Annotated in this window: 23 protein-coding genes; 15 read left to right on the forward strand and 8 right to left on the reverse strand. The window is 71.5% G+C overall.

The window, feature by feature from the left end; all coding sequences use genetic code 11:
• Positions 1 to 2 precede the first annotated feature (2 nt).
• From ACFUJ1_RS22675 to ACFUJ1_RS22700, 6 genes are read right to left on the reverse strand one after another with little or no spacing between them, the layout of a single operon-like run.
• A complete protein-coding gene (locus ACFUJ1_RS22675) occupies positions 3 to 869 on the reverse strand; it encodes an alpha/beta fold hydrolase (protein WP_378648550.1) in 867 nt (288 codons plus the stop codon).
• A 25-nt stretch (positions 870 to 894) separates the two neighbouring features.
• Positions 895 to 1287 (reverse strand): Rieske (2Fe-2S) protein, encoded by a 393-nt coding sequence (locus ACFUJ1_RS22680; protein WP_378612027.1) that lies wholly within the window; start codon positions 1285 to 1287, stop codon positions 895 to 897.
• Complete coding sequence (locus tag ACFUJ1_RS22685) at positions 1284 to 2429, reverse strand: amidohydrolase family protein (protein ID WP_378648552.1); 1146 nt, start codon at positions 2427 to 2429, stop codon at positions 1284 to 1286. The genes ACFUJ1_RS22680 and ACFUJ1_RS22685 overlap by 4 nt, the downstream gene beginning before the upstream one ends.
• Positions 2430 to 2439: 10 nt before the next feature.
• Complete coding sequence (locus ACFUJ1_RS22690; protein ID WP_378648554.1) at positions 2440 to 3522, reverse strand: amidohydrolase family protein; 1083 nt, start codon at positions 3520 to 3522, stop codon at positions 2440 to 2442.
• 16 nt (positions 3523 to 3538) lie between these two features.
• Entirely contained in the window at positions 3539 to 4903 is a 1365-nt protein-coding gene (locus tag ACFUJ1_RS22695) for a cytochrome P450 (protein WP_378648556.1), read from the reverse strand.
• 19 nt (positions 4904 to 4922) lie between these two features.
• Positions 4923 to 5783, reverse strand: a complete 861-nt coding sequence (locus ACFUJ1_RS22700) for a mycofactocin-coupled SDR family oxidoreductase (RefSeq protein ID WP_378612023.1) — start codon at positions 5781 to 5783, stop codon at positions 4923 to 4925.
• A 207-nt stretch (positions 5784 to 5990) separates the two neighbouring features.
• Here ACFUJ1_RS22700 and ACFUJ1_RS22705 point away from each other — a divergent pair, with 207 nt between their 5' ends.
• The 15 genes from ACFUJ1_RS22705 (at position 5991) to ACFUJ1_RS22775 (ending at position 22145) form a co-directional block, all read left to right on the forward strand.
• Positions 5991 to 7544 (forward strand): AMP-binding protein, encoded by a 1554-nt coding sequence (locus ACFUJ1_RS22705; protein ID WP_378648558.1) that lies wholly within the window; start codon positions 5991 to 5993, stop codon positions 7542 to 7544.
• 38 nt (positions 7545 to 7582) lie between these two features.
• On the forward strand, positions 7583 to 9223 hold the full coding sequence (locus ACFUJ1_RS22710; protein ID WP_378648560.1) for an FAD-dependent oxidoreductase: 1641 nt from the start codon (positions 7583 to 7585) through the stop codon (positions 9221 to 9223).
• Between the two features lie 20 nt (positions 9224 to 9243).
• On the forward strand, positions 9244 to 10107 hold the full coding sequence (locus tag ACFUJ1_RS22715) for an alpha/beta fold hydrolase (protein ID WP_378648562.1): 864 nt from the start codon (positions 9244 to 9246) through the stop codon (positions 10105 to 10107).
• Between the two features lies 1 nt (position 10108).
• Positions 10109 to 11740, forward strand: a complete 1632-nt coding sequence (locus ACFUJ1_RS22720) for a bifunctional 3-(3-hydroxy-phenyl)propionate/3-hydroxycinnamic acid hydroxylase (protein ID WP_378648564.1) — start codon at positions 10109 to 10111, stop codon at positions 11738 to 11740.
• Positions 11709 to 12677: a 3-carboxyethylcatechol 2,3-dioxygenase gene (locus ACFUJ1_RS22725; protein ID WP_378648566.1), complete on the forward strand. Its 969-nt coding sequence runs from the start codon at positions 11709 to 11711 to the stop codon at positions 12675 to 12677. Before ACFUJ1_RS22720 ends, ACFUJ1_RS22725 begins: the two co-directional genes overlap by 32 nt.
• The gene (locus ACFUJ1_RS22730; protein ID WP_378648568.1) at positions 12674 to 14512 is read left to right on the forward strand and encodes an FAD-binding protein; all 1839 of its coding nucleotides are present in this window, start codon (positions 12674 to 12676) and stop codon (positions 14510 to 14512) included. The genes ACFUJ1_RS22725 and ACFUJ1_RS22730 overlap by 4 nt, the downstream gene beginning before the upstream one ends.
• Entirely contained in the window at positions 14509 to 15300 is a 792-nt protein-coding gene (locus tag ACFUJ1_RS22735; RefSeq protein WP_378648570.1) for a coniferyl-alcohol dehydrogenase, read from the forward strand. The genes ACFUJ1_RS22730 and ACFUJ1_RS22735 overlap by 4 nt, the downstream gene beginning before the upstream one ends.
• A 22-nt stretch (positions 15301 to 15322) precedes the next feature.
• On the forward strand, positions 15323 to 16312 hold the full coding sequence (locus ACFUJ1_RS22740) for a cyclase family protein (RefSeq protein ID WP_378648572.1): 990 nt from the start codon (positions 15323 to 15325) through the stop codon (positions 16310 to 16312).
• Between the two features lie 18 nt (positions 16313 to 16330).
• Complete coding sequence (locus ACFUJ1_RS22745; RefSeq protein ID WP_378648574.1) at positions 16331 to 16936, forward strand: NADPH-dependent FMN reductase; 606 nt, start codon at positions 16331 to 16333, stop codon at positions 16934 to 16936.
• Entirely contained in the window at positions 16933 to 17787 is an 855-nt protein-coding gene (locus ACFUJ1_RS22750; RefSeq protein ID WP_378648576.1) for an alpha/beta fold hydrolase, read from the forward strand. Before ACFUJ1_RS22745 ends, ACFUJ1_RS22750 begins: the two co-directional genes overlap by 4 nt.
• A complete protein-coding gene (locus tag ACFUJ1_RS22755; RefSeq protein WP_378648579.1) occupies positions 17784 to 18602 on the forward strand; it encodes an SDR family NAD(P)-dependent oxidoreductase in 819 nt (272 codons plus the stop codon). Before ACFUJ1_RS22750 ends, ACFUJ1_RS22755 begins: the two co-directional genes overlap by 4 nt.
• A 19-nt stretch (positions 18603 to 18621) precedes the next feature.
• Entirely contained in the window at positions 18622 to 18816 is a 195-nt protein-coding gene (locus ACFUJ1_RS22760) for a ferredoxin (RefSeq protein ID WP_233017386.1), read from the forward strand.
• A 26-nt stretch (positions 18817 to 18842) separates the two neighbouring features.
• Complete coding sequence (locus tag ACFUJ1_RS22765) at positions 18843 to 20075, forward strand: cytochrome P450 (RefSeq protein ID WP_378648581.1); 1233 nt, start codon at positions 18843 to 18845, stop codon at positions 20073 to 20075.
• Positions 20076 to 20156: 81 nt separating this feature from the next.
• Entirely contained in the window at positions 20157 to 20807 is a 651-nt protein-coding gene (locus ACFUJ1_RS22770; protein WP_378648583.1) for a TetR/AcrR family transcriptional regulator, read from the forward strand.
• Positions 20808 to 20942: 135 nt separating this feature from the next.
• Positions 20943 to 22145: a cytochrome P450 gene (locus ACFUJ1_RS22775; protein ID WP_378648585.1), complete on the forward strand. Its 1203-nt coding sequence runs from the start codon at positions 20943 to 20945 to the stop codon at positions 22143 to 22145.
• On the opposite strand, the gene ACFUJ1_RS22780 is transcribed toward ACFUJ1_RS22775, so the two are convergent.
• Positions 22135 to 23667, reverse strand: coding sequence for an alpha/beta hydrolase (locus tag ACFUJ1_RS22780; RefSeq protein WP_378648587.1), 1533 nt, complete (start codon positions 23665 to 23667; stop codon positions 22135 to 22137). The genes ACFUJ1_RS22775 and ACFUJ1_RS22780 overlap by 11 nt on opposite strands.
• Positions 23660 to 24391 carry a MerR family transcriptional regulator gene (locus tag ACFUJ1_RS22785; protein ID WP_378648589.1) on the reverse strand — a complete coding sequence of 244 codons (732 nt, stop codon included), beginning with the start codon at positions 24389 to 24391 and terminating at the stop codon, positions 23660 to 23662. The genes ACFUJ1_RS22780 and ACFUJ1_RS22785 overlap by 8 nt, the downstream gene beginning before the upstream one ends.
• Between the last annotated feature and the right edge of the window lie 31 nt (positions 24392 to 24422).

The following is a 24422-nucleotide window of genomic DNA, read 5'->3' on the forward strand; positions in this document are numbered from 1 at the left end:
GCTCAGCCGTCGAGGAAGGACAGGATGGGCGGCGCGGCCAGCACCCAGGTGTCGAACAGGTTGTACCGGTCGACCTTCTTCTGCGCCCGGTCCTCGACGGCGCGCTCCCAGGCGTCCTCCGGCCACGGCGGGTCGATCAGCGTCGAGCCCGCGATCAGGCAGCTCACCTCCAGCGAGGTGCGCTTCGGGTGGTCCAGGTCGTGCGCGCCGCCGCGAATGATGAGCGTTGGCACGGTGATCCGGTCGAAGAGGTCGTCGTCGACGCCGGGGACGGTCTGCCCCGGCTTGGAGACGTAGGCGTTCAGCCAGCGCAGCGAGAGCTTGACGAACTCGTCCCGGTCCAGCGCGAGCAGCCGCTGCTCGTTCTTCGGGTTGGCCGCGATCAGCTCGCGCCACTCCCGCATCCGCGGCAGCCCCGCGACGCCGAGGCCGCGCGCCACCTGCAGGCTGGGCAGCACGTAGTGGGCGCCCAGGTTGAAGGTGCCGTAGATGCCGCCGACGATGTTCCACAGCACCAGCTTCGAGACCAGCTCCGGGTACAGGATCGTGGTGAGCATGGAGTCGCGGGCGCCGCCGGAGCCGCCCGCCAGCACCACCGGGCCGGTGTCCAGCGCGGTGAGCAGGCCGTGCAGCGTCTCGGCGCGCATGTGCGATTCGCTCTGCCCGTAGAACTGGACGTCGGAGGCGCCGCAGTTGGGGCGGTCCCAGAGCAGCACCCGGTACCCGCCAGCGACCAGCGCCTCGGCCAGCGGGCGCAGCCCCGGGATGTCCATGCCGAACCGCCCGCCGGGCGTGAGCACCACGAGTTCGCCGCTGTCGCCGAGGATTTCGTAGACGACCGAGCCGCCGTTCACGACGACCGATGGCATGGGAGCTCCTCTCCGTGACCGCGGCTCACGCCGTGACGATGACGTCGGCGCCGTCCACCCGCACCGGATAGGTGCGGATGCTCCACTCCGGCTTCACCGCGGTGGTCCCGGTGGCGAGCTCGAAACCCCACTGGTGCCAGGGGCAGTAGATGTACTCCTTGTCCCGCACCTCGACCGCGTCGCCGGGCACCGACTCGTCCACGACGGTCCGGCCGCGGGCCCGGCCCGCGCAGAGCGGGCCGCCCTCGTGCGGGCAGTAGTTGGCAATGGCGTAGAAGGTGCCGCCCACGTTGTAGACGCCGACCCCGTGCCTGCCGATCGGCACCACCTTGGACTCACCGGGCGGGATCTCGTCCACCGTGGCCACGACGTGTTCCCGCCCCTGGGCGAGCCGGGGGCGTTCGGGCTGCGCGGTCACAGCACCCGCCTCTGGCCCTCGATCGCGGGCACGAACTCCGGCAGGTGGTAGGTCTCGATGCCGTTCTTGTACATCACCCGCTCGCGCGCGTGCTCCGGCAGGTGCTTGACCAGCCAGCGCGGGTCGTCGAAGGTCCAGTGCGGGTAGTCCGAGGAGTAGAGCAGGATGCGGTCCGCCTCCATCCACTCGAAGGCCCTGGTCAGCTCGGTCTTGTCCTCCGGGTAGTCCAGCGGCTGCGTGGTGAAGCGGATGTGCTCCTTGACGTACTCCGACGGCTTCCGCTTGATGTCGACGAACGACTCGCGCGCCGCGTAGATGGCGTCCATCCGCCACATGAGCGGCAGGATCCAGGTGAAGGCGTGCTCCACGAAGACGATCCGCAGCTCGGGGAAGCGGTCGAAGACGCCGTCGAAGATCAGGCTCATGATCTGGTTCGCCGCGAGCAGCGAGTAGGTGACCATGAAGTCGTGGTTGTAGCTGGGGAAGCCGACCGGCGGCATGGGCATGGTCTCGTACGCCCCGCGGCCCAGGTGGCAGCTCACCACCAGGTCGTGCTTCACCGCGGCGGCCCAGATCGGGTCGTAGCGCGGGTCGCCCCAGGCCGGGCGCGGCTCGGCCTTGATCAGGATCTGCGACATGAACGGATGCCCGGCCCAGTGCTCGATCTCGCGCACCGCGCCGTCCACATTGTCGATGGCGGCGCAGATCGAGCCGCGCCAGCGCTGGTGCCGGTTGTTGACCGGGTCCAGCCAGTGGTTGGCCAGCCAGTGGTTGATACCGGTGGCCAGCGCCTGGGTCGCCTCGGGCAGCCGGGTCGCCTTCACCGTCGGCTCCAGGATGCAGATGTCCGAGCCGGCCTCGATGATCAGCTGCCGCAGGGCGAGTTCCGGGTCGCTGCCGGGGAATTCGCCGTCCTTCGGGAAGGTGTCGACCCGCATGGCGTAGGAGTGCGCGTAGTCCGGGGCGTCGTAGATGATGGTCTCGCCGACCCGGTGGCTCAGGAAGTGCTTGCTGCGGAACGGCTCCGGGATGTACTCGACCAGTTCCCTGCGCCGGGGCACCGGGTGCACGTCGGAGTCGACCACCCGCACGGCGACCTGCTCGGCGGCCGGTGCGCGCTGCTGCTGATGCGCCAGTGTCATGGGCGTCTCCTTATCCCGCGGGGGCCATGATGTCGATGCCGTACAGCTCGGCGGCATTGCGCCAGAGCAGCTTCGCGCGCTGCTCCGCGCTCAGCCCCGCAGGTAGCGCGAGTGCGTCGCCCGCGTGCCAGTGCGGGTAGCTGGAGCCGAACATGAGCATGTCCTCTTTACCGGTGAAACCGAGCCACTCGGCGGCGAACTCGGTGTCGCCGGGGCCGTCCAGGCTGCCCTGCACGAAGTAGACGTGGCCGGGCAGGTAGTCGCTCGGCATCTTCGGCGCCCACGGGGTCTGCTCCAGGTGCGGCCTGCCGAAGGTGTCCATCCGCCAGCTGAACGGGGTGAGCAGGTCGGCGCCGCCGTCCGCCCAGACGAACTGCAGCGCGTCGAAGCGCTCGAAGACGCCCTCCGCGATCATGTTCATCAGGTGGTAGACGTAGTTCAGCGCCATGAAGCCGAGGTACTGCTCGTAGCCGCGGGTGTGCCCGGACGGCGTCGGCGGGAAGGCGATGCTCTCGCCGGTCTCGATGTGCGCGGCCACCGGGAGCCCGGCCGCGGCGGCGGCCTCCCAGATCGGCCAGTACTGCGGCTTGCCGTACAGCGCCATGGACTGCAGCGGGATGCCGAGCTGCACCACCCGCGGGTGCGTGCCCCAGCGCTCGATCTCGCGCAGCGCGCCGGGCACGTCGTCCGGGTTCACCCGGATGGTGCCGCGGAACCGGTCGGCGTGCGCACCGTCGAGCCAGCGGGTCACCAGCATCTCGTTGTGCGCGGCGAGCACCGCGGTGGTGAGGTGCCGGTCCGGCAGCACCCCGCGGGTCATCGGATGGAGAACCGCCACGTCGACGCCGCGCTTGCCGAAGAGCTGCGCGGCCACCAGCTCCGGGTCCGAGCCCGGATACTGCTTCTCCGGGCCGCGGGTGCCCTTCGCGTACTCACCTCCGGGCGCGCCGTACCAGTCCATCTCGGCATCGGGGATGCCGCGGCTGCGGTACGGCTCGCGCAGGAAGCTCCGCATGTCGGCGTTCGACGCGAAGAAGACGTGCACGCTCGCGTCCACGACGGGAGTGCTGGTGCCGTCGGGCAGTTCTCTCATCCGATCACTTTCTCGATCAGTCGATCACCGCGACGTCCGGACGCTCCGTCACCGGGGCGGCCAGCCGCTGCTCGTCGCAGATCCGCTGCAGCTTCTCCAGGGTCGCTTCCAGCCCGGGGCCGAGCTTCTTCCCCGGCGTGAAGGTGGCGGGCAGCTTGCGCATGCCCTGGATCACGCCGATCGTCTCGTAGTGCACCGTGCCATCGGGGTCGCAGCGGTAGTCCGGCATCCGGTCGAGCACCGCGGTGAGCATCGACTTGAACACCGTGCGCGCCACGTTCGAGCCGATGCAGCGGTGGATGCCGAGCCCGAAGCTGAAGTGCCGGTTGCCCTTCCGATCCAGGACCACCTCGGTCGGGTCGGGGAAGACCGACGGGTCGCGGTTGGCCATGGCCCAGGAGAGCCAGAGCCGGTCGCCCTCGTGGAACTCGGTGTCCTGCAGCTCGACGTCCTCGGCGATGGTGCGGCCGTCGCCGGGGGCCGGGGTGAAGTAGCGGAGGAACTCCTCGGTGGCCGGGTCGAGCAGCTCCTCGCGCTCCCGGCTGAGCAGCTCGCGCTGCTCGGGGTTCTCGGCGAGCCACTCCAGCGAGTGCGCGGTGAGCGCGGTGGTGGTGTCGAAGCCGCCGCCGATGATCAGCCCGAGCATGCCGAGCAGCTCCAGGTCGGGGGCGGGCTCGCCGTCGATCCGCAACTGGGTCAGCGCGTACACCAGGCCGGGGCGCGGGTTCTCCTTGATCTCGGCCAGGCTGGTGAGCAGGTCGATGCCCATGGCCCGGTGCATCTCCGCCACCTTCGGCGCCTCCGGCGAGTTCTCCGGGGTGTAGACGGCGGCGTGCACCGGCTCGCTGTAGAGCGACCAGCGCTTCAGCGGAATGCCGAGCATGGCCAGGGTGAGCACGGCGGGGACGACGTTCGCCAGGTCGTCCACGAAATCGATGCGGCCGGACTCGATGTGCTCGTCCAGGGCGGCCCGCACGATCTCGTCGATCACCGGCTCCCAGCGCCGCACCGCGGCGGGGGAGAGATAGGGGTTGAGCACCGAGCGGTAGATCCGGTGCTCCGGGTCGTCCATCTCCAGGATGCCGCCGCGCACCATCGAGGCGCGCTGGGCGGTGGGGATCGAGATCCCCTTGTACCCCTTGCGGTTCCCGTGCAGGTCGTGGTCGTTGGAGACGTGCGGGCAGCGCGCCAGCTCGAACACCGCGTCCGCGCTCGCGGCGACCCAGTGCCCGTTGTGGGTGTCGGACCAGGCGACCGGGCACTTGCCCTGCATCTCCTCGGTGATGTCCTGGAAGCGGTGCCGGTACTCGGGGCTGTGCCGGTCGAACTGGTACCTGACCCGCTTGCGGTCCTCGCCGGCCACGCTCTCGTCGATGGTCACGATGTGAATCCTCTTCAGCTCAGATGTGGTAGTCGTACCACTTCAGGTAGCCGCCGCCGTCGACCCGCAGCTGCGTACCGGTGACGTACCTGGCCTCCTCGGACGCCAGGTACACGATGGCGTTGCTGATGTCCTCCGGCTCGACGTAGCGGATGGGCATGGCCTGCTGGACGGCGAACACCGGCTCCGCGTCGGCGCGGGTCGGGTGCTCCAGGTCCGGCCGGAACGAGCGGTACATGGGCTCGCTCTGCAGCATCGGGGTGTTGCAGTTGGTGGGGTGCACGACGTTCGCGCGGATGCCGCGCGGCGCCAGTTGCCTGCCCAGCTCGTAGACGTAGGCGGTGAGCGCGCGCTTGGAGTGCACGTAGGCCATGCCGCCCGGATCCTTGCCCGGCTGGTCGACCTTGGAGATGTCGATCAGCGAGGCGGTGGAGCCGGTCGCGATGATCGAGGCGCCCTCGGTCAGGTGCGGCAGCGAGACGTGGATGGCGTTGATGGTGCCGATCAGGTTGGTGTTGATCACGTCGGTCCAGGCCTGCAGCTGCGGCTCGCCCTTCATGCCCGCGATGCCCGCCTGGGCGACCACGATGTCCAGCTTGCCCAGCTCGCGGACGCCGTCGTCGACGGCCTTCTGCAGTTCGGACGCGATGCGCACGTCCGCCTTCGCGGTGACGATCCGGCGGCCGGTCTTGGCGACCAGGTTGGCGGTCTCCTCCAGATCCTCCGGGGTCGCCAGTGCGTACCCGACCGTCGCGATGTCCTCGCAGAGGTCGACCGCGATGATGTCGGCGCCCTCCTCGGCGAGCCGCACCGCGTGACTGCGTCCCTGCCCGCGCGCGGCGCCGGTGATGAACGCAACCTTGCCTTCGACACGTCCCACAGCTGTCCCTCTCCCGTGACTCCTCGGACGAGAATTTACCTCGCCATCGAGGAGAACGCTACTCTCCTCACTGAAAATCTCGCAAGGTTTTCGGACTTTTCGGGCAGGTCGAGGCGCTGATCCGCCGCGAATGCGCACGGCCGCGTGAATGTGTTATTACCGTCAGAGGAGAATGGCATTTTCACTCGATCTCGGAGGCGACCCGCGATGCGAACCATCCCCGACGAACTCAGGGCCGGGTACGAGGCGGCGGGCTGGTGGCGCCCGGAGACGCTCGGCGAGCAGCTCACCCGCGATCTGGCCGGGCTGCGCGAGCTCCCGTTCCGGGTGCACTCGGACACGCGGCCCTGGTCTGGCAGCTTCGGCGAGGTGGAGCTGCTGGCGCGGCGGCTGGCCGCCGGGCTGCGGGCGCGCGGGGTCGGGCCGGGCGACACGGTCGTCTTCCAGCTGCCCAACTGGATGGAGGCGGCCGCCACCTTCTGGGCATCGGCGTTCCTCGGCGCGGTGACCGTCCCGGTGGTGCACTTCTACGGCCCGCGCGAGCTCACGCACATCCTCGGGGTGACGAAGCCCGCGGTCTTCATCACCGCGGTGAGCTTCGGGCGGCTGGTCTTCGACCCGGAGGTGAGCGCCGGGGTGCCGATCGTCGGCGTGGTGGGCGGCAGTGGCGCGGGGGCTGCCGATTTCGACGCGCTGCTCGCCGCCGAGCCGCTGGCAGGCGCGCTCCCCGCCGACCCGGCCGGGCCCGCGCTGATCGCCTTCACCTCGGGGACGACCAGCGCGCCGAAGGGCGTGATCCACAGCCACCAGACGCTGGGCTGCGAGGCGCGGCAGCTGGCCGAGCAGAACAAGCTGGACCGCGGCGCCCAGCTCACCGCGACCCCGGTCGGCCACTTCATCGGGATGCTCGCGGCCTTCCTCATCCCCGTGCTGCACGGGAAGCCGGTACACCTCACCGACGTCTGGGATCCGGGGCGGGCACTGGCGCTCATGCGCAGCGACGGCCTCTCGGTCGGCGGCGGGCCGCCGTACTTCGTCACCAGCCTGATGGAGCACCCGGACTTCTCCCCGGAGCACATGGCGCACATGCGCTACGTGGGGCTCGGCGGCTCCACCGTGCCGCCATCGGTCACCCGCGGGCTGGCCGATCTGGGGCTGATCCCCTTCCGCGCGTACGGCAGCACCGAGCACCCGTCGATCACCACCTCCCGCTACCACGCGCCGGAGTACGAGCGGCTCTACACCGACGGCAGGCCGATGCCCGGCGTGGAGATCCGGCTCGGCCCGGACGGCGAGATCATCAGCCGCGGCCCCGATCTCTGCCTCGGCTACACCGACCCCGAGCTCACCGCGGCCGCCTTCGACGCCGACGGCTGGTACCACACCGGCGATATCGGGGTGCTGCACCCGGACGGCCACCTCACCATCAGCGACCGCAAGTCCGACGTCATCATCCGCGGCGGCGAGAACGTCAGCGCGATCGAGGTCGAGGAGGTGCTGGCCGGGCTGCCCGCGGTGGCCGAGGCGGCGGTGGTCGCGGTCCCGGACGCGCGCTTCGGCGAGGTGGTCGGGGCGGTGCTGCGGCTGCGGCCGGAGCACGCGCTGCCGACCGTCGACGAGATCGCCGCGCACTTCGCCGCGGCGGGCGTGGCCAGGCAGAAGTGGCCGGAGCGGGTGTTCGCCGCGGACGAGTTCCCGCGCACCGCGAGCGGCAAGGTGCAGAAACATCTCATCCGGCGGGGCATTGCCACATCCGGGTGAGGAGAATACGATTCTTCTCAGTTGCGAACGGAGATTTCATGACGACCCCCGCTCAGCCCGGAACCCCCGCATGGGACACCGAGGTCGACGTCGTGGTGCTCGGGAGCGGCGCCGCCGGCCTCACCGCCGCGCTCTCCGCCGCCGTTGCCGGTGCCTCGGTGGCGGTGTACGAGAAGGCCGAGACCGTCGGCGGCACCAGCGCGGTCTCCGGCGGCATCGCCTGGATTCCGGCGCACGACCGGGCGCCGGACGGGCCGCTCACCGTCGAGGACGCCATGGCCTACCTGGACGCGCAGTCGTTCGGGTCGATGGATGTCCCGCTGGTGGAGACCTTCGTGCGCACCGGCGGCGCGGCCGTGGATTTCGTGGAGAAACACAGCGCGCTGCGCTTCGAGATCGCCGACGGCTTCCCGGATTACAAGCCGGAGCTGCCCGGCGGCCGCCCCGGCGGCGGCCGCTCGCTCAGCCCCATCGCCTTCGACCTTGGCAGGCTCGGCGCTTGGCGGGACCGGATCACCACCTTCCCCGCGGACTGGAGCAATGTCGGCTTCGACGCCGAGACGAGGGCGCGGCTGAACGCGGGCGTCACCGACGCCAACGCCGACCTGGTGGTGGCGGGCGCCGCGCTGATCGGCGGGCTGCTCACCGGGGTGCTCGCGGCGGGTGTGGTCCCGCGCACGGGCGCCCGCGCGGTCGAGCTGGTGACGGCGGAAGGGGCCGTCACCGGGGTCCGGATCGCCACCGCGGCCGGGCTCTCCACGGTGCGTGCCCGGCGCGGGGTGATCCTGGCGACCGGCGGCTTCGAGTGGGATGCCGAGCTGGTCCGCGCCTACCTGCGCGGTCCCATGCGCGGCCCGGTCTCGCCGCCGAACAACACCGGCGACGGGCTGCGGCTGGCCATGGCGCTCGGCGCCGAGCTGGGCACCATGAGCGAGGCGTGGTGGGTGCCGGTGGTGCAGATTCCCGGCGACACCATCGAGGGGAAGCCGCGCAGCCGCAGCGTCCGGCTGGAGCGCACCCGGCCGCGCAGCATCATCGTCAACCGGGCAGGCCGCCGCTTCGTGAACGAGGCGGGCGAGTACAACGCCATGGTCGGCGCGTTCCACTACCTGGATCCGCGCGGTGGTTACGTCAACGACCCCGGCCACATCGTCTTCGACGCCGAGCACCTGCGGAAGTACGGCTTCCTCGGCGTGCCGCCCGGCGGCGAGGTGCCGGAGTGGTTCAACGAGTCGGCCGATCTCGCCGAGCTGGCCGGGCGGATCGGCGCCGACCCGGACGGCCTCACCGCCACCGTCGAGCGCTGGAACAAGACCGTCGCCGACGGCGCCGACCCGGACTTCGGCCGCGCCGCCAGCGCCTACGACGGCTACTGGGGCGACCCGGACGCCGAGCCCGCCTGGGCGAGGACGCTCGGCCCGCTGGACACCGCGCCGTACTACGCGGTGCCGGTCACCGCGGGGGCGATGGGCACCAAGGGCGGCCCGCGCACCGACGAGGACGGCCGGGTGAAGCACGTCACCGGTGCCGTGATCCCCGGGCTCTTCGCGGTCGGCAATGCCATGGCGGGCGCGACCGGGCGGGCCTACGGCGGCGCGGGCGGGACCATCGGCCCCGGCCTGGTCTTCGGCTACCGCGCCGGGCACGCCGCCGCCACCGGCTCCTCCGTCGAATCCTGAAAGCAGAAGGGACCTATGCGTTGTCGGAGTACGAGAGCATCTGGAGCGACCTCCAGGGTGTGGCGTTCGAGCAGGGCTACCTCGACGCCGGAAGTGTGCGCACCCGCTACCTGCGCGCGGGCGCGGCGGGGAAGCCGACGCTGATCCTGCTGCACGGGTCGGGCGGGCACGCCGAGGCCTACGTGCGCAACCTCGCCGCGCACGCCGAGCACTTCGACACCTGGTCGATCGACATGCTCGGGCACGGCTACACCGGCAGGCCGGGGCACCCGCTGGAGATCCCGCACTACGTGGCGCACCTCGCCGCCTTCCTGGACGCCATCGGCGTGCGGACCGCGTCGATCAGCGGGGAGTCGCTGGGCGGCTGGGTGGCGGCCCGCTTCGCCATCGACCACCCGGACCGCGTGCACCGGCTGGTGCTGAACACCGCGGGCGGCTCGCAGGCCGACCCGGTGGTCATGCAGCGCATCATCACGCTCTCCATGGCCGCGGCCGCCGACCCGGCCTGGGAGACGGTGCAGGCCAGGATCAAGTGGCTGATGGCGGACAAGTCCAAGGACTACGACGACATCGTGGCCAGCAGGCAGCGCATCTACCGCCAGCCCGGCTTCGTCGACGCCATGCGCGACATCATGGCGCTGCAGGACCCGGAGATCAGGCAGCGCAACCTGCTCGGCCCGGACGACTACGGCCGCATCACCGCGCCCACCCTCGTCCTCTGGACCAGCGACGACCCCACCGCCGACGTCACCGAGGGCAAGCGCATCGCCTCGATGATCCCGGGCGCGCGCTTCGAGGTGATGCCGGACTGCGGGCACTGGCCGCAGTACGAGGACGCGGCCACCTTCGACGCCCTGCACCTGGGCTTCCTGCGGGAGAGCTGACGTGGCGGCCGATTACGACGTGCTGCTGGTCGGCGCGGGCCCGGTCGGGCTCACGCTGGCCAATGTGCTCGGCGGGCACGGCGTGCGCACCAGGGTGGTGGAGGAGCGGCCGACGCTCATCGACTACCCGCGCGGGGTCGGGCTGGACGACGAGTCGCTGCGCACCTTCCAGTCCATCGGGCTGGTGGAACAAGTGCTGCCGCACACCAACCCGAACCAGATCATGCGCTTCGTGGACGGCAGGCGCAGGCTGCTCGCCGAGATCGCGCCCACCGACACCTCGTTCGGCTGGCCCAAGCGCAACGGTTTCGTGCAGCCGCTGGTCGACGCCGAGCTGCTGGCCGGGCTCGCGCGGTACCCCTCGGTCGAGGTCTCCTGGGACACCGCCGTGGTCGGGTGCGTCGACACCGGTGCGCACGTCGAGGTCTCGCTCGGCGACGGCAGCGTGGTGACCGCGGGGTACGTGGTCGGCTGCGACGGCGGGCGCAGCGTCACCCGCAAACAGATGGGGGTCGGCTTCGAGGGGACCACCTCGCCGACCCGCTGGCTCGTGGTCGACCTGGCATCGGACCCGCTCGGGCACCCCAATATCGAGGTCGGCGCCGATCCGGCCCGGCCCAATGTCTCGGTCTCCATCGCGCACGGCATCCGGCGCTTCGAGTTCATGATCCACGACGACGAACCGGACGAGCTCGCCGAGGATCCCGCCTTCTTCCAGCGGATGGTGGCGTCCTTCGTGCCGTACCCGGAGCGGCTCGAGGTGATCCGGCGCCGGGTCTACACGCACCACTCCCGGATCGCGGACACCTTCCGGAAGGGGCGGCTGCTGCTGGCGGGCGACGCCGCGCATCTCATGCCGGTGTGGCAGGGCCAGGGGTACAACAGCGGCATCAGGGACGCCGCCAACCTGGGCTGGAAGCTCGCCGCGGTGGCGACCGGCAGGGCCGGGGATGCCCTGCTGGACAGCTACGACACCGAGCGCCGCAAGCACGCCCGCGCCATGATCGACCTCTCCACGCTGGTCGGGAAGGTGATCTCGCCGACCAGCAAGCGGGTGACCGCGGCGCGCGACGTGCTGGTGCGCGCGGCCGCCGCGATCCCGCCGGTGAAGTCGTACGTGCTCGGCATGCGGTTCAAGCCGATGCCGCGGTACGACACCGGCGCGGTGGTGCACACCTGGTCGCGCTCGCCGAAATCCGCCGTCGGGACGCTCTTCGTGCAGCCGCGGGTCGACACCCGCGAGCGCACCGACGTGCTCCTCGACGACGTGCTCGGGCCGTGGTTCGCGGTGCTGTTCTGGAACAACCGGCCGCGCGAGGTGCTCGGGGAGCGGGAGTTCGCGCGCTGGAAGGCGCTCGGCGCGGTCTTCGTCGCCGCCCGGCCCTCCTGCCAGCTGCACTGGCCCGACCACGACGACCAGGACGTGCTGATCGTCGGCGACCGCACCGGCGGGCTCAAGCGCTGGTTCGACGGGCACCTGGACTCGGTGCTCTTCCTGCGCCCCGACCGCTGCATCGCGGGCGCCTCGCCCGCGCAGTACGCGCCGGAGGTCGGCGCCGCGCTGGCCGCGGCGCTCGCGCTCGACCCGGAGGGGGAGCACGATGCCGCTGGCCGTGTGCTGCGTCTCGCATAGCCCGCTGCTCGAGCTGCCCGGTCCTGGGCGCGAGCTGCTCGACGATGTGGAGGGGGCGCTGGAGCGGGCCGCCGGGTTCGTCCGGGAGTTCGATCCCGAACTGGTGCTGACCTTCTCGCCGGACCACTACAACGGGTTCTTCTACCGGACCATGCCCGCCTTCTGCGTCGGTACAGCGGCGAGCGGCGTCGGCGACTACGGGAGTCACGCCGGGCCGCTGGACGTCCCCGCCGAACTCGCCACCGAGCTGGCCGCGGCGCTGCTCGCCGACGGCGTCGACGTCGCGGTGTCGGTGGCCATGGAGGTGGACCACGGCACCGTGCAGCCGCTGCGCAGGCTGCTCGGCTCGGCCACCGCGCTGCCGGTGATCCCGATCTTCGTCAACGCGGTCGGGGTGCCGCTCGGGCCGCTGCACCGGGCCGCCGCGCTGGGGGCGGCGGCCGGGCGGTTCGTCGCCGGGCTCGGCAAGCGGGTGCTGATCGTCGGCTCCGGCGGGCTCTCGCACGATCCGCCGGTGCCCGCGCTGGCCACCGCCGCCGGGCCGGTGCGCGAGCGCATCGTGCACGGGGCGCCCATGTCGGCCGAGGCGCGGGCCGCCCGCCAGGAGCGGGTCGTCGCCGCCGCGCGCGAATTCGCCGCGGGGGAGGGGCCGTCCGCGCCGCTGGCCCCCGAGTGGGACGCCGGCTTCCTGGACGTGCTCGACCGTGGCGCGCTCGGCGAGTTCGCCACCTGGGACAACGCCGATATCACCCGCACGGCGGGCAACTCCGCCCACGAGGTGCGCACCTGGGTAGCCGCCTTCGCCGCCCTCGCCACCCAGGGCCCCTACCGGGTGGCCGACCGCTACTACCGCGCCGCCCCCGAGCTCATCGCGGGCTTCGCCGTCCGCACCGCGCTGCCCGTCGGCGCCGCGCCGACCGAACGGAGGTCGCAATGACCGAACCGACAGACCGCGCCGCCGAATCGCCGAGCCGAGCCGCCGCGGTCCCGCCGCTCGCCGCCGACGACCCCGCGGCATCTGCCGGCGCAGCCGGCACCCCCCTCCCCGGGGCCGAGGTCGAACCGCGCGCAGCGCGCGAGTTCGACGAGGTCGTGGACGTGCTCGTGATCGGCTCGGGCGGCGGCGGTCTCACCGCAGCACTCGCCGCCGAGGCCGCGGGGCTGAAGGTGCTCGTGGTCGAGAAGGCCGCGTACTACGGCGGCTCGACCGCGCTCTCCGGCGGCGGCATCTGGGTCCCGAACGCCCCGGCCCAGCACCGCGACGGCTTCGAACTCGACCCGGACAGCGTCGTCCAGTACCTGCGCACCATCACCGAGGGCCTGGTCACCGACGAGCGGCTGCGCGCCTACGTGCACAGGTCGCCGGAGATGATGGCCTTCCTGGAGAGCCGCAGCCGCTGGCTGGAGTTCGTCTGGAAGCCCGGCTACGCCGACTACTACCCGGAGCTCCCCGGCGGCTCCGACCAGGGCAGCACCATCAACGTCCCGCCGATCGACCTGCGCGCCCTCGGCCCGGACGAGGAGCTGCTGCTCAAGCCGCTCGCCCTCGCGCCGAAGGGCATCTGGCTCGGCCCCAAGGACCTGCGCCTCTTCTACCAGGTCAGGCAGAATTGGCGCGGCAAGGCGGTACTGGTCAAGCTGCTGTGGCGCAAGTTCCGCGCGCACGTCTTCGGCGACCGAATCGCCGCCATCGGCCAGTCCCTGGTGGCGCGGCTCCGGCTGGCGCTGCGCGAGCACGACATCCCGCTCTGGCTGAACGCCCCGATGACCGAGCTGACCACCGGCCCGGACGGCGAGGTCACCGGCGCGGTGGTCGAGCGCGACGGGGTTCAGGTGCGGATCCGCGCCGAGCGCGGCGTCATCCTCGCCACCGGCGGCTTCGACCACGACATGGAGTGGCGCAGGCGCGAGGAGCCGCTCATCGACGAGGACTGGAGCTTCGGCAACCCGCTCGCCACCGGCGACGGCATCCGCGCGGCCGAGAAGGTCGGCGCCGCCACCGATCTCATGGACGAGTCCTGGTGGTTCCCGTCCATCCAGTGGCCGGACGGCCGGATGCAGTTCCTGCTCAACGAGCGGATGATGCCTGCCCAGTTCATCGTCAACGGCAACGGCGAGCGGTACATCAACGAGGCGGCGCCGTACATGGACTTCGGCCACGCCATGCTGGCGGGCCAGCGGACCGGCGTCGACCACATCCCGAGCTGGCTGATCACCGACCACCGCTCGTGGAACCGCTACGTCGTCGCCGGGCACCTCCCGCTGCCCAGGATCCCGTTCGCCCCGGTCCCCACCGGGCGCAAGGTCCCGAAGGCGTGGCTGGACTCCGGCGTCGTGGTCGCGGCGAACTCCATCGAGGAGCTGGCCGCGAAGATCGGCGTGCCGCCGGAGCGGCTGCGCGCCACCGCCGACCGCTTCAACGAGCTCGCGAACTCGGGCCACGACGACGACTTCGACCGCGGCGACAGCGTCTACGACAACTACTACGGCGACCCCACCCTGCCCAACCCCAACCTGGCGCCGCTGCGCAAACCCCCGTACTACGCCTTCCGCATGGTGCTCGGCGACCTCGGCACCTCCGGCGGGCTGCGCACCGACGAGCACGCCCGCGTCCTGCGCTCCGACGGCAGTGTCGTCCCCGGCCTCTACGCCACCGGCAACACCGCGGCACCGGTCATGGGCCGCTCCTACGCGGGCGCGGGCGCCACCATCGGCCCCGCCATGACCTTCGGCTACATCGCCGCCGAACACCTCACCGGGGCGGGCGGATGACGATCGACGAGCTGTGGCGCTACGACGGCCGCCGCGCCGTCGTCACCGGCTGCGCGTCGGGGATCGGCGCACAGGTCGCGCGGCAGGTGCGGGAGCTGGGCGGCACCGTGATCGGGCTGGATATCGCCGAGCCGGCCGCCGAGTTGGACGGCTTCCACCGCGTGGACATGGCCGACCCCGCCTCCATCGACGCGGCCGTCGCCGAGCTGGGCCCGGTGGACACGCTCTTCAACGTCGCCGGCGTCTCCTCCGGCATCGGCGACCCGCCGAAGGTCGTCACCATCAACTTCCTCGGCCTGCGCCACCTCACCGAGGCCCTGCTGCCTGGGTTGCGGCCGGGCGCGACCATCGCCAGCGTCTCCTCCCTGGCCGCCGCGAACTGGCTCGAGCACCGCGACCAGACCACCGGGCTGCTCGACACCGAGAACTTCGAAGCCGGAAGGGTTTGGTGCGCGGCGCATCCGGAGGCGCTCGAGGACGGCGGCTACCGCCTGTCGAAGGAGGCGATCATCCACTACACCGCCCGCGCCGCGGCCCCGCTCGGCGCGCGCGGCATCCGCGTCAACTGCACCGGCCCCGGCGTCACCGAGACCCCGATCCTGGACCAGCTGCGCACCGCCTACGGCGACCAGTACCTCGACACCATCCCGAAGCCACTCGACGGCCGCGTCTCCGACCCGGCCGAACAGGCGGCGGTGCTGGTGTTCCTCAACAGCGCGGCGGCGAGCTACGTGACCGGCCAGGTGATCTGGGTGGACGGCGGCAATGTCGCGGGACGTCTTGCATGAAAACCTCGGAAGGACAACGACAGTGGCAAGCTTGACCGATTTCCGGAAACTCGGCGACGAGGTTCGCAACTGGGGCCGGTGGGGCGCCGCCGACGAACTCGGCACGCTCAACTTCATCACCCCGGAGAAGGTGGCCCAGGCCGCGGGGCTGGTGCGGCACGGGAAGGTGTTCCCGCTCGGCGTGGATTTCGGCTCCTCCGGCCCGCAGGGCGCCTTCAAGTTCCGGCACAACCCGGTGCACGTCATGACCGTGGACGGCGGCGACGTCACCACGCTCACCGAGTACGGCCCGAAGTGGCTGCGCAACAGCGTCGGCGCCGAGGTCGCGGGGTTCTTCGCGGACAACCCGTTCCGCTTCAACGACGACATGATCGTCATGCCGCTGCAGGCCGCCACCCAGTGGGACGCGCTCTCGCACGTCTACTACGACGAGAAGCTCTACAACGGCTTCCCGGCCGCCTCGGTGACCAGCTTCGGCGCCTTCCACTGCGGCATCGACAAGGTGGACAGCAAGGGCATCACCAGCCGCGGCGTCCTGCTCGACCTGGTGAAGCACCGCGGCGCGGACACCTGGCTGCCCGGCGGCGAGCCGATCACCCCGGACGAGCTGGACGAGGTCGCCAAGCGGCAGGGCGTCGAGGTCGGCCGCGGTGACATCGTGCTGGTGCGCACCGGCTGGTGGGCCCGGTTCGAGGAGGCGGGCGACGGCGCCGAGCCCTACTCCGGGCTGGACTGGCGCTGCGCCAAGTGGCTGCACGAGCGCGAGGTCGCCGCGGTGGCCGCGGACAACCTCATGGTCGAGGACCCGGTCTCCGGCGTCGATGGCACCTTCCTCCCCATGCACATGCTGTGCCTGCGCGACATGGGGCTGATGTTCGGCGAGTACTGGGACCTGACCGCGCTCGCCGCGGACTGCGCCGCCGACGGCGTCTACGAGTTCCAGCTGGTCGCCCCGCCGCTGCGGGTGGTCGGCGCGGTCGGCTCCCCGCTGAATCCCATCGCCATCAAGTAGATGAAGGAGGTAGCGGCCATGACCGCGAGCACCACCCCGGTGACCACCGGAGCGCACCGCGCCGGCGGCCGCCCCTTCGTGGTCGGGATCGGCGGCACGCTGCGCGCCGGGTCGTCGACCGAGCGCGCGCTGCGGCACTGCCTGGCCGCGGTCGAGCGCAACGGCGGCGAGACCGCGCTCTTCGCCGGCCCCGACATCGACCTGCCCATGTACAGCCCGCACGACCCCGCGCGCACCGCCGAGGCGGCCGCGCTGGTGACGGCGCTGCGCCGGGCCGACGCGGTGGTGATCGCCTCGCCCGGCTACCACGGTGGCGTCTCCGGCCTGGTCAAGAACGCGCTCGACTACATCGAGGACCTGCGCGGCGACCCGGTCGCCTACCTGGACAACAAGCCACTCGGCTGCATCACCTGCGCCTACGGCTGGCAGGCCGCGGTCGGCACGCTCGGGCAGCTGCGGGTGATCGGGCACGCGCTGCGCGCCTGGCCGACCCCGCTCGGCGTCGCCATCAACTCCGCCGAGCCGGTCTGGGATGCCGCGGGCGAGCTGGTCGACGAGACGGTGCGCGGCCAGCTCGAGCTGCTCGCCACCCAGGTGCTCGCCTTCGCGGGGAGCCGCGCGTGATCGCCGAGCGCAGGACCCTGCTGGTGGACGGCGCGCACACCAGCTACCTGGAGGCGGGCGCCGGTGAGCCGGTGGTGCTGCTGCACGGCGGCGAGTTCGGCGCGGGCGCCGAGGTGGGCTGGGAGTTCACCGTGAACGCGCTGGCCAGGCGGTACCGGGTGCTCGCCCCGGACATGCTCGGCTTCGGCGAGTCCGCCAAGGTGGTCGACTTCACCGACGGCCGCGGGCTGCGGATCCGGCACATCGCGCGCTTCCTCGCGCTGCTCGGCATCGAGTCGGCGCACTTCGTCGGCAACTCCATGGGCGCGATCAACCTGCTGGCCGACGCCACCGCGGAGCGGCCGAAGCTGCCGCTGCGCAGCCTGGTGGCGATCTGCGGCGGCGGCGAGATCCAGCGCAACGAACACATGGCGGCGCTCTACGACTACGACGGCTCGCTGCCTGGCATGCGCCGGATCGTGACGGCGCTCTTCCACGGCGGCTCCTGGCCCGCCGACGAGGGGTACGTGCGCCGCCGCTACGAGTCCAGCATCGCGCCCGGGGCGTGGGAGGCGCTGGCGGCGGCCCGGTTCCGGCGTCCGGGGCTGGAGCCGCCCGCCGCGCCGTCCACCGAGCGTGCCTACCACCGCATCGGGGTTCCGGTGCTCGTGGTCGAGGGCGGCGAGGACAAGCTGCTTCCCCCCGGCTGGGCGGCCGAGATCGCCGCGCTGCTCCCGGACGGCCGCTCCGCGGTGGTGCCCGGCGCCGGGCACTGTCCGCAGATCGAGCGGCCGGAGATCGTCAACGCGCTGCTCCTGGACTTCCTCGCGAACTGTGCGAAAACCGACTCCCGGAAGGAGATCTCGGCATGAGCGATCTGGCAGGGAAGGTTGCCGTCGTCACCGGGGGAGCGGCCGGGATCGGCCGGGCCGTGGTGGCGCGGTTCGTGGCCGAGGGCGCGCGGGTGGTGGTCGGCGACCTGGACCCCGAGCGCGGGGCCGAGTCGATCGCCGGGCTCGGCGCGGCCGCGGTGTTCCAGACCACCGACGTCTCCGACCCCGAGCAGATCGAGGCGCTGGTCCAGCGGGCGACAACCGATTTCGGCGGCCTGCACATCATGGTGAACAACGCGGGCATCTCCGGCCGGATGCACAAGAGCATCCTGCACGACGACCTGGCCGACTTCCACCGGGTGCTCGGCGTGAACCTGCTCGGCGTCATGGCAGGCACCAGGCACGCTGCGCGGCACATGGCCGAGCACGGCGGCGGCTCGATCATCAACCTCTCCTCGATCGGCGGCATCCAGGCGGGCGGCGGCGTGCAGACCTACCGCGCCTCCAAGGCCGCGGTGATCCACTACACCCACTCCGCCGCGATCGAGCTGGCGCAGTTCGACATCCGGGTGAACTGCCTGGCGCCGGGCAATATCCCGACCTCGCTGCTCTCCTCGTCCGGCAGCGGCATGTCCGACGCGGCACGGGAGAAATTCACCCGGCTGGCCCGCGAGGCCATGCAGAACGACCGTCCGCTGCGTCGCGACGGGACGCCGGAGGACGTGGCGGAGGCCGCCGTCTATCTGGCGAGCGAACGCGCGCGCTACGTCACCGGGACGGTGCTGCCGATCGACGGCGGCACCCGCGCGGGCAAGCCCCTTGCCAAGCAGTTCGACAGGGCAGCCGCGCGCTGACCCCCGAGAGGAAGAACAGATGAAAGTCACCGTCGATCAGATCAAGTGCGTCGCGGCCGGGCACTGCGTGATGCACGCGGAGGAGGTCTTCGACCAGCGCGACGACGACGGCATCGTCGAACTGCTCGATCCGAACCCGCCCGAAGAGCTCGCCGACGAGGTGCGCCAGGCGGCGGCGGTCTGCCCCGCCATGGCGATCCACGTCGAGGAATGAATTCCCCCACCCTCCAGGAGTGAACCGTGACCGAAACAGCCACCAGCAGCGTGACCGCGGAGGTGCCCGAGTACCCGATGGTGCGCTCCGCCGGCTGCCCCTTCGCACCGCCCGAGCAGGCCCTGAGCATGGGGCGGGCGCACCCGCTGAACCGGGTGCGGATCTGGGACGGCAGCACGCCGTGGCTGGTCACCGGCCACGCCGAGTTCAAGGAGCTGATGTCGGACCCGCGGGTCAGCGTGAACGACAAGGTGCCCGGCTTCCCGTACTGGAACGAGGGCATGAAGGCGATCAAGGACTCCAGGCCGAAATCGCTCTTCACCACCGACGGCGAGGAGCACCAGTTCTACCGCCGGATGCTCACCAAGCCGTTCACCTTCAAGCGGGTCAAGCAGCTCCGCGACGTGATCCAGCAGGTCACCGACGAGCACATCGACGCCCTCCTGGCCGGGCCGCAGCCCGCCGACCTGGTCGCGGCGCTGGCCCTGCCGGTGCCGACGCTGATGATCAGCGAGATGCTCGGCGTCCCCTACGCCGACCACGAGTTCTTCCAGCAGCACGCCAGCGCCAACGTGGACCGCTTCGCCACCAAGGAGCAGGCCGAGGCCGGGCGCAGCATCCTGGCCCGCTACCTGGTCGAGCTGGTGAAGCAGAAGCTGGAGGAGCCGGCCGAGGACGCGCTCTCCGACATCGCCGAACGGGTGCGGGCCGGCGAGATCGACATGCGCGAGGCCGCCCAGCTCGGCACCGGGCTGCTCATCGCCGGCCACGAGACCAGCGCGAACATGATCTCGCTCGGCGTCCTGGCGCTGCTGCACAATCCGGAGCAGTGGGAGCTGCTGCGCACGAGCGACGACCCCAAGCTGGTCGCGAGCGCGGTCGAGGAGCTGCTGCGCTACCTCAGCGTCATCCAGAACGGGCAGCGCCGGGTGGCGCTGGCGGATATCGAGATCGCGGGTGTCACGGTCCGGGCGGGCGAGGGGCTGATCTTCGACCTGGCCCCGGCGAACTGGGACGAGAAGGCATGGGAGCAGCCCGAGCGGCTCGATATCACCCGGCCCGCGCTGCAGCACGTCGGCTTCGGCTTCGGGCCGCACCAGTGCGTCGGGCAGCAGCTGGCCAGGGCCGAGCTGCAGATCGTCTTCGGCACGCTGGCGCGGCGGATTCCCACACTGCGCCTTGCGATTCCGTTCGAGGAGGTCGAGTTCAAGCACGACCGGCTCGCCTTCGGCGTCTACTCGCTCCCGGTCGCCTGGTAGTGGCCGGCCGCGCGGCGACACGTGTTGTGCGCCACTGCGCATCACCGTACAATGCGGCGCCGCGCCGAGTACTATGCCCTGATGCACACCAGTGAGGAGCAGCAGCCCGCTTGGAAGGCGCGTGCCGTGGAGCGGTCGCTGCGCACCGCGACGCAGCGGGCGGGCGACCGGGTGCAGAAGTTCCTGGACGCCGCGCAGGCCATCATCACCGAGAAGGGGAGCACCGATTTCACGGTGCAGGAGGTGGTCGACCGCTCCCGGCAGTCGCTGCGCAGCTTCTACCTGCAGTTCGACGGCAAGCACGAGCTGCTGCTCGCGCTCTACGAGGACGCGGTCGGCCGCACCGCCGCGCAGATCAGGGCCGCCACCGGCACCGCCGACGACCCGGTGGCGAAGCTGCGCACCGCCGTCGAGCTGCTGTTCCAGCTCTGCCGCCCGGACCCGGAGGCGCGGCGCCCGCTCTTCACCGAGTTCGCGCCGCAGCTGATCGGCTCGCATCCGAACGCCGTGCGCTCGGCGCACACAGCGCTGTTCACGCTCTTCGCCGACCTGCTCGTCGAGGTGCAGGAGGCGGGCGCGCTGGTGCCCGACGGCAACCCGCGCAGGCTGGCCGCGCTGACCATGCAGACGGTCATGTTCATCGCGCAGCCGTCGGACACCGACGGCGATCCCGACCCGATCACCGCCGACGAGGTCTGGCGCTTCTGCGCGCACGGTATCGCCGCCCGCTGATCTTCCCCGCTCCCCCGAGGCCCCGGTTCGCCGGGGCCTTTTCGTTTCTCTCCGAATCGCGAGAGAATGCGACTCTCGTCATTGGAGAAGGTAAGTTACACTGGCGTTCGCTGTTCTCCAGAGAGGCGAATCCCTGTGACCACCAGTGCGGCCAGCGACGTGTACTACGACCCGTACGACGTCGAGCTCAACGCGGACCCCTTCCCGATGTTCAAGCGGCTGCGCGACCAGCTGCCGCTCTACTACAACGAGAAGCACGATTTCTACGCCATCAGCCGGTGGGCGGACGTCAACGCGGCACTGATCGACCACGCCACCTACAGCTCCGCCAAGGGTGCGATCATCGAGTTGATCAAGGCCGACATCGAGATCCCGCCGGGCGTGGTGATCTTCGAGGATCCGCCGATCCACGACATCCACCGCGGGCTGCTCTCGCGGATGTTCACCCCGCGCAAGATCGCCGCGCTGGAGGCGCAGATCCGGCAGTACTGCGTGGACAGCCTGGAGCCGCACGTCGGCACCGGCAAACTCGACTTCATCGCCGACATCGGCGCGCAGATGCCCATGCGCACCATCGGCCTGCTGCTCGGCATCCCGGAGCAGGACCAGGAGGCCATCCGGGATTTCGCCAACGAGCAGATGCGCACCGAGGAGGGCAAGCCGATGAAGGCGGCCTCCGAGGGCATGGACACCGGCGACATCTTCTCCGCCTACATCGACTGGCGGGTGGAGAACCCCGCCGACGACATCATGACCGAGCTGCTCAACGTCGAGTTCGAGGACCACACCGGGGAGTGGCGCAAGCTCACCCGCGGCGAGCTGCTCACCTACGTGAACGTGGTCTCCGGTGCGGGCAACGAGACCACCACCCGGCTCATCGGCTGGGCCGGGCGGGTGCTCGCCGACCACCCGGACCAGCGCCGCAGGTTGGTGGAGAACCCGAAGCTCATTCCCAAGGCCGTCGAGGAGCTGCTGCGCTTCCAGCCGCCCGCCCCGCACGTCGCGCGCTACGTCACCCGCGACGTCGAGCTGCACGGGCAGACCGTGCCCGCCGGCAGCGCCATGATGATGCTCATCGGCGCCGCCAACCGCGACGAGCGGCAGTTCGCGCCGGACGGTGATGTCTTCGACATCGACCGGGATACCCGCGGGCACCTGTCGTTCAGCGTCGGCACGCACTTCTGCCTCGGGTCGGCGCTGGCGCGGTTGGAGGGGCGGATCGCGCTCGAGGAGATCCTGAAGCGCTTCCCGGAGTGGGAGGTCGACTCGAGCGCCGCCCGGCTCTCGCCCACCTCCACCGTGCGCGGGTGGGAAACGTTGCCCACCTTCACCCGCTGAGTACGCAGCGGGCGCCGGGCTCGGGGGTCCGCAGGTCGATCAGGTAGCGGGCGACAGCGTCGTTGACGCAGGGGCTCGCCCCGCCGAGCGCGACAGTGTGCTGCTCGGCCTCGACGGAGAGCAGCGCGCCGCCGAGCGTGTCGGCCAGGCTCACCCCACCCTCGTAGGGAGTGGTGGGGTCGCCGGTGATCGAGATGGTCAGGGTGGGCGGGAGGTTCTCGATGCCGGTGGCGTACGGGTAGCCGAGGGTGGGTTCGGCGGGCCAGGATTCGCAGGGGTCGCGGGCGCCCTCGGGGCCGAGGCCGGTGTCGAGGAACGGGGCGACCTGCTGGATGCGGCCCTTCAGCTCGACCTCCTGCTCGGGAGTGTGCCGCTCCTCGTCCAGGCAGTTGATGGCGAAGAGCGCCTCGGTGAAGTTGCCGTAGCGGCCATCGGCGCCGCGACCGCCGAACGCGTCGCCGAGCGCGGCCAGGGTGGTGCCCTCGCCGGCGCGGAGTTCGGTGAGCCCCTTCCAGATCACCGGCCAGGCCCTGGCGTCGTAGAGCCCGGCGATCACGCTGCCGACGGCGCCGTCGTACTCCATCGGGCGGCCGTCCGCCAGGATGATCGGGCGCTCGATGAGCGGCCGGGTCAGCGCCTGGAAGGCGGCGGTGGCCTGGGCCGGGTCGGGGCCGAGCGGGCAGTCCGGGGTGGCGGCGCAGGCGGCGGCCATCACGTCGAAGGAGCGCTGGAACCCGGCGTACTGGGTGAGCCTGCGCTCGTCGGTGCCCTTCAGCGGATCGATCGCGCTGTCCAGGACGAGCGCGCGCACCCGCTCCGGGAAGGTCTCGGCGTACACCGCGCCGAGCCGGGTGCCGTAACTCTGGCCCAGGAAGTTCAGCTTCTCGTCGCCGAGCGCCGCGCGCAGGATGTCCATGTCGCGCACGGCATCCCTGGTCCCGAGGTGCGCCAGGACGTCCTCGCCGCCGGAGCCGGCGGCGCAGCGCTCGACCACCCGGCGGGTGTCGTCCGCGGTGAGCGTCTTCGGGCCGATCAGCACCGAGGTGATCGCCTGCCCGGCGTCGATCTCGGCGTCGGTGAAGCAGTCCACCGCGGGGGTGGAGGCGCCGACGCCGCGCGGGTCGAAGCCGATGAGGTCGAAGCGCTCGGTGACCGGGCTCTGCGCGAGCGTCTGCGCGCCGACCGCGGCCATGCTCATGCCGGGGCCGCCCGGTCCGCCGGGGTTGAGCAGCAGCGAGCCGAGCCGCTCGCCGCGGGCGGGTGCCTTCAGCACCGCGATGCTCAGGGTGCGGCCGTCGGGGTCGGTGTGGTCGAGCGGCACCTCCAGCCGGGCGCATTGCAGCGCCGGGTCGCCGGTGAACGCCTGCTCGTCGGCGGCCGTGGTGGCGTACCCGGCGCACGGGCCGAAGGTGAGCTGCTGGTCGTAGAAGCGGTCCAGGTTCGGCGGGGCGGTGTCGGCGCCGCAGGCGGCGAGGCCGAGCAGCAGCGGTATCGCGGCGGCGAGCAGGGCGAACTTACGCATGGGTGTCCCCTCGGTCGGTCTTCATCGCGAGGCCGATCAGCCGCATGACGTCGAGCTGGGCCGGGTTGTAGAGGTCGCGCATGGCGACGCCGATGGTCTGGGCGGCGCGCTGCGGGGGCAGGTCGAGCTCGCGCATGCCGGGGTGCTCGGCGAGCAACTGCCGGATCCGCGGGACCATGCGCTCGGCCAGGTCGCGGCGGGTCTCGGGGTCGGCGTCGGCGGGCAGGTCGTCGAACTCGCGGTCGACCTCGGTCGGTTCGCCTGCGCGGATGAGGTCGGCGTAGGCGTCGAGCTGGTCGCCGGTGAGCAGCCTGCTCAGCACGGTCACCATCCCGCGGTCGGCGCCGGTGAGGTGGGCCTCCGCCGCGGCCAGCGCCAGCTCCGGCGGCAGGTCGGTCGGCGGCGCGTGCCGCAGCAGCAGCTGCAACTCGACCCTGGCCCGCTGCAGTCGCTCGATGGTGGCGGCCAGCTCGTTGTCCAGCGCGCGCAGCGCCGCCTCCGGATGCTCGTTCGCGTCGCCCATCTCGGCGATCTGCGGCAGCGAGAAGCCGAGGTCGGTGAGGCGCTTGATCTGCAGCAGCCGCACCAGGTGCGCGACCCCGTACTGCTTGTAGTTGTTGCTGCCGCGCTCGGGCTCGGGCAGCAGCCCGACGTCGTGGTAGTGCCGCACCGTGCGCAGGCTGGTCCCGGCGAGCTCGGCGAGCTGCCTGGTGCTCCACCCCATGCTGTCCTCCTCGGGTCGGTCGGTCCGGCCA

It is taken from the genome of Nocardia sp. NPDC057227, assembly GCF_042669725.1.
In the GTDB taxonomy this organism is placed as follows: Bacteria; Actinomycetota; Actinomycetes; order Mycobacteriales; family Mycobacteriaceae; genus Nocardia; species Nocardia asteroides_A.

Bases quoted from the DNA above. Each gene is read 5' to 3' on its own strand.
- ACFUJ1_RS22755 (WP_378648579.1), top strand. From the start codon at position 17,784: ATGAGCGATCTGGCAGGGAAGGTTGCCGTCGTCACCGGGGGAGCGGCC.
- ACFUJ1_RS22725 (WP_378648566.1), top strand. From the start codon at position 11,709: ATGCCGCTGGCCGTGTGCTGCGTCTCGCATAGCCCGCTGCTCGAGCTG.
- ACFUJ1_RS22785 (WP_378648589.1), bottom strand. From the start codon at position 24,391: ATGGGGTGGAGCACCAGGCAGCTCGCCGAGCTCGCCGGGACCAGCCTG.
- ACFUJ1_RS22780 (WP_378648587.1), bottom strand. From the start codon at position 23,667: ATGCGTAAGTTCGCCCTGCTCGCCGCCGCGATACCGCTGCTGCTCGGC.
- ACFUJ1_RS22690 (WP_378648554.1), bottom strand. From the start codon at position 3,522: ATGAGAGAACTGCCCGACGGCACCAGCACTCCCGTCGTGGACGCGAGC.
- ACFUJ1_RS22760 (WP_233017386.1), top strand. From the start codon at position 18,622: ATGAAAGTCACCGTCGATCAGATCAAGTGCGTCGCGGCCGGGCACTGC.
- ACFUJ1_RS22745 (WP_378648574.1), top strand. From the start codon at position 16,331: ATGACCGCGAGCACCACCCCGGTGACCACCGGAGCGCACCGCGCCGGC.
- ACFUJ1_RS22675 (WP_378648550.1), bottom strand. From the start codon at position 869: ATGCCATCGGTCGTCGTGAACGGCGGCTCGGTCGTCTACGAAATCCTC.
- ACFUJ1_RS22770 (WP_378648583.1), top strand. From the start codon at position 20,157: ATGCACACCAGTGAGGAGCAGCAGCCCGCTTGGAAGGCGCGTGCCGTG.
- ACFUJ1_RS22685 (WP_378648552.1), bottom strand. From the start codon at position 2,429: ATGACACTGGCGCATCAGCAGCAGCGCGCACCGGCCGCCGAGCAGGTC.
- ACFUJ1_RS22730 (WP_378648568.1), top strand. From the start codon at position 12,674: ATGACCGAACCGACAGACCGCGCCGCCGAATCGCCGAGCCGAGCCGCC.
- ACFUJ1_RS22705 (WP_378648558.1), top strand. From the start codon at position 5,991: ATGCGAACCATCCCCGACGAACTCAGGGCCGGGTACGAGGCGGCGGGC.
- ACFUJ1_RS22710 (WP_378648560.1), top strand. From the start codon at position 7,583: ATGACGACCCCCGCTCAGCCCGGAACCCCCGCATGGGACACCGAGGTC.
- ACFUJ1_RS22735 (WP_378648570.1), top strand. From the start codon at position 14,509: ATGACGATCGACGAGCTGTGGCGCTACGACGGCCGCCGCGCCGTCGTC.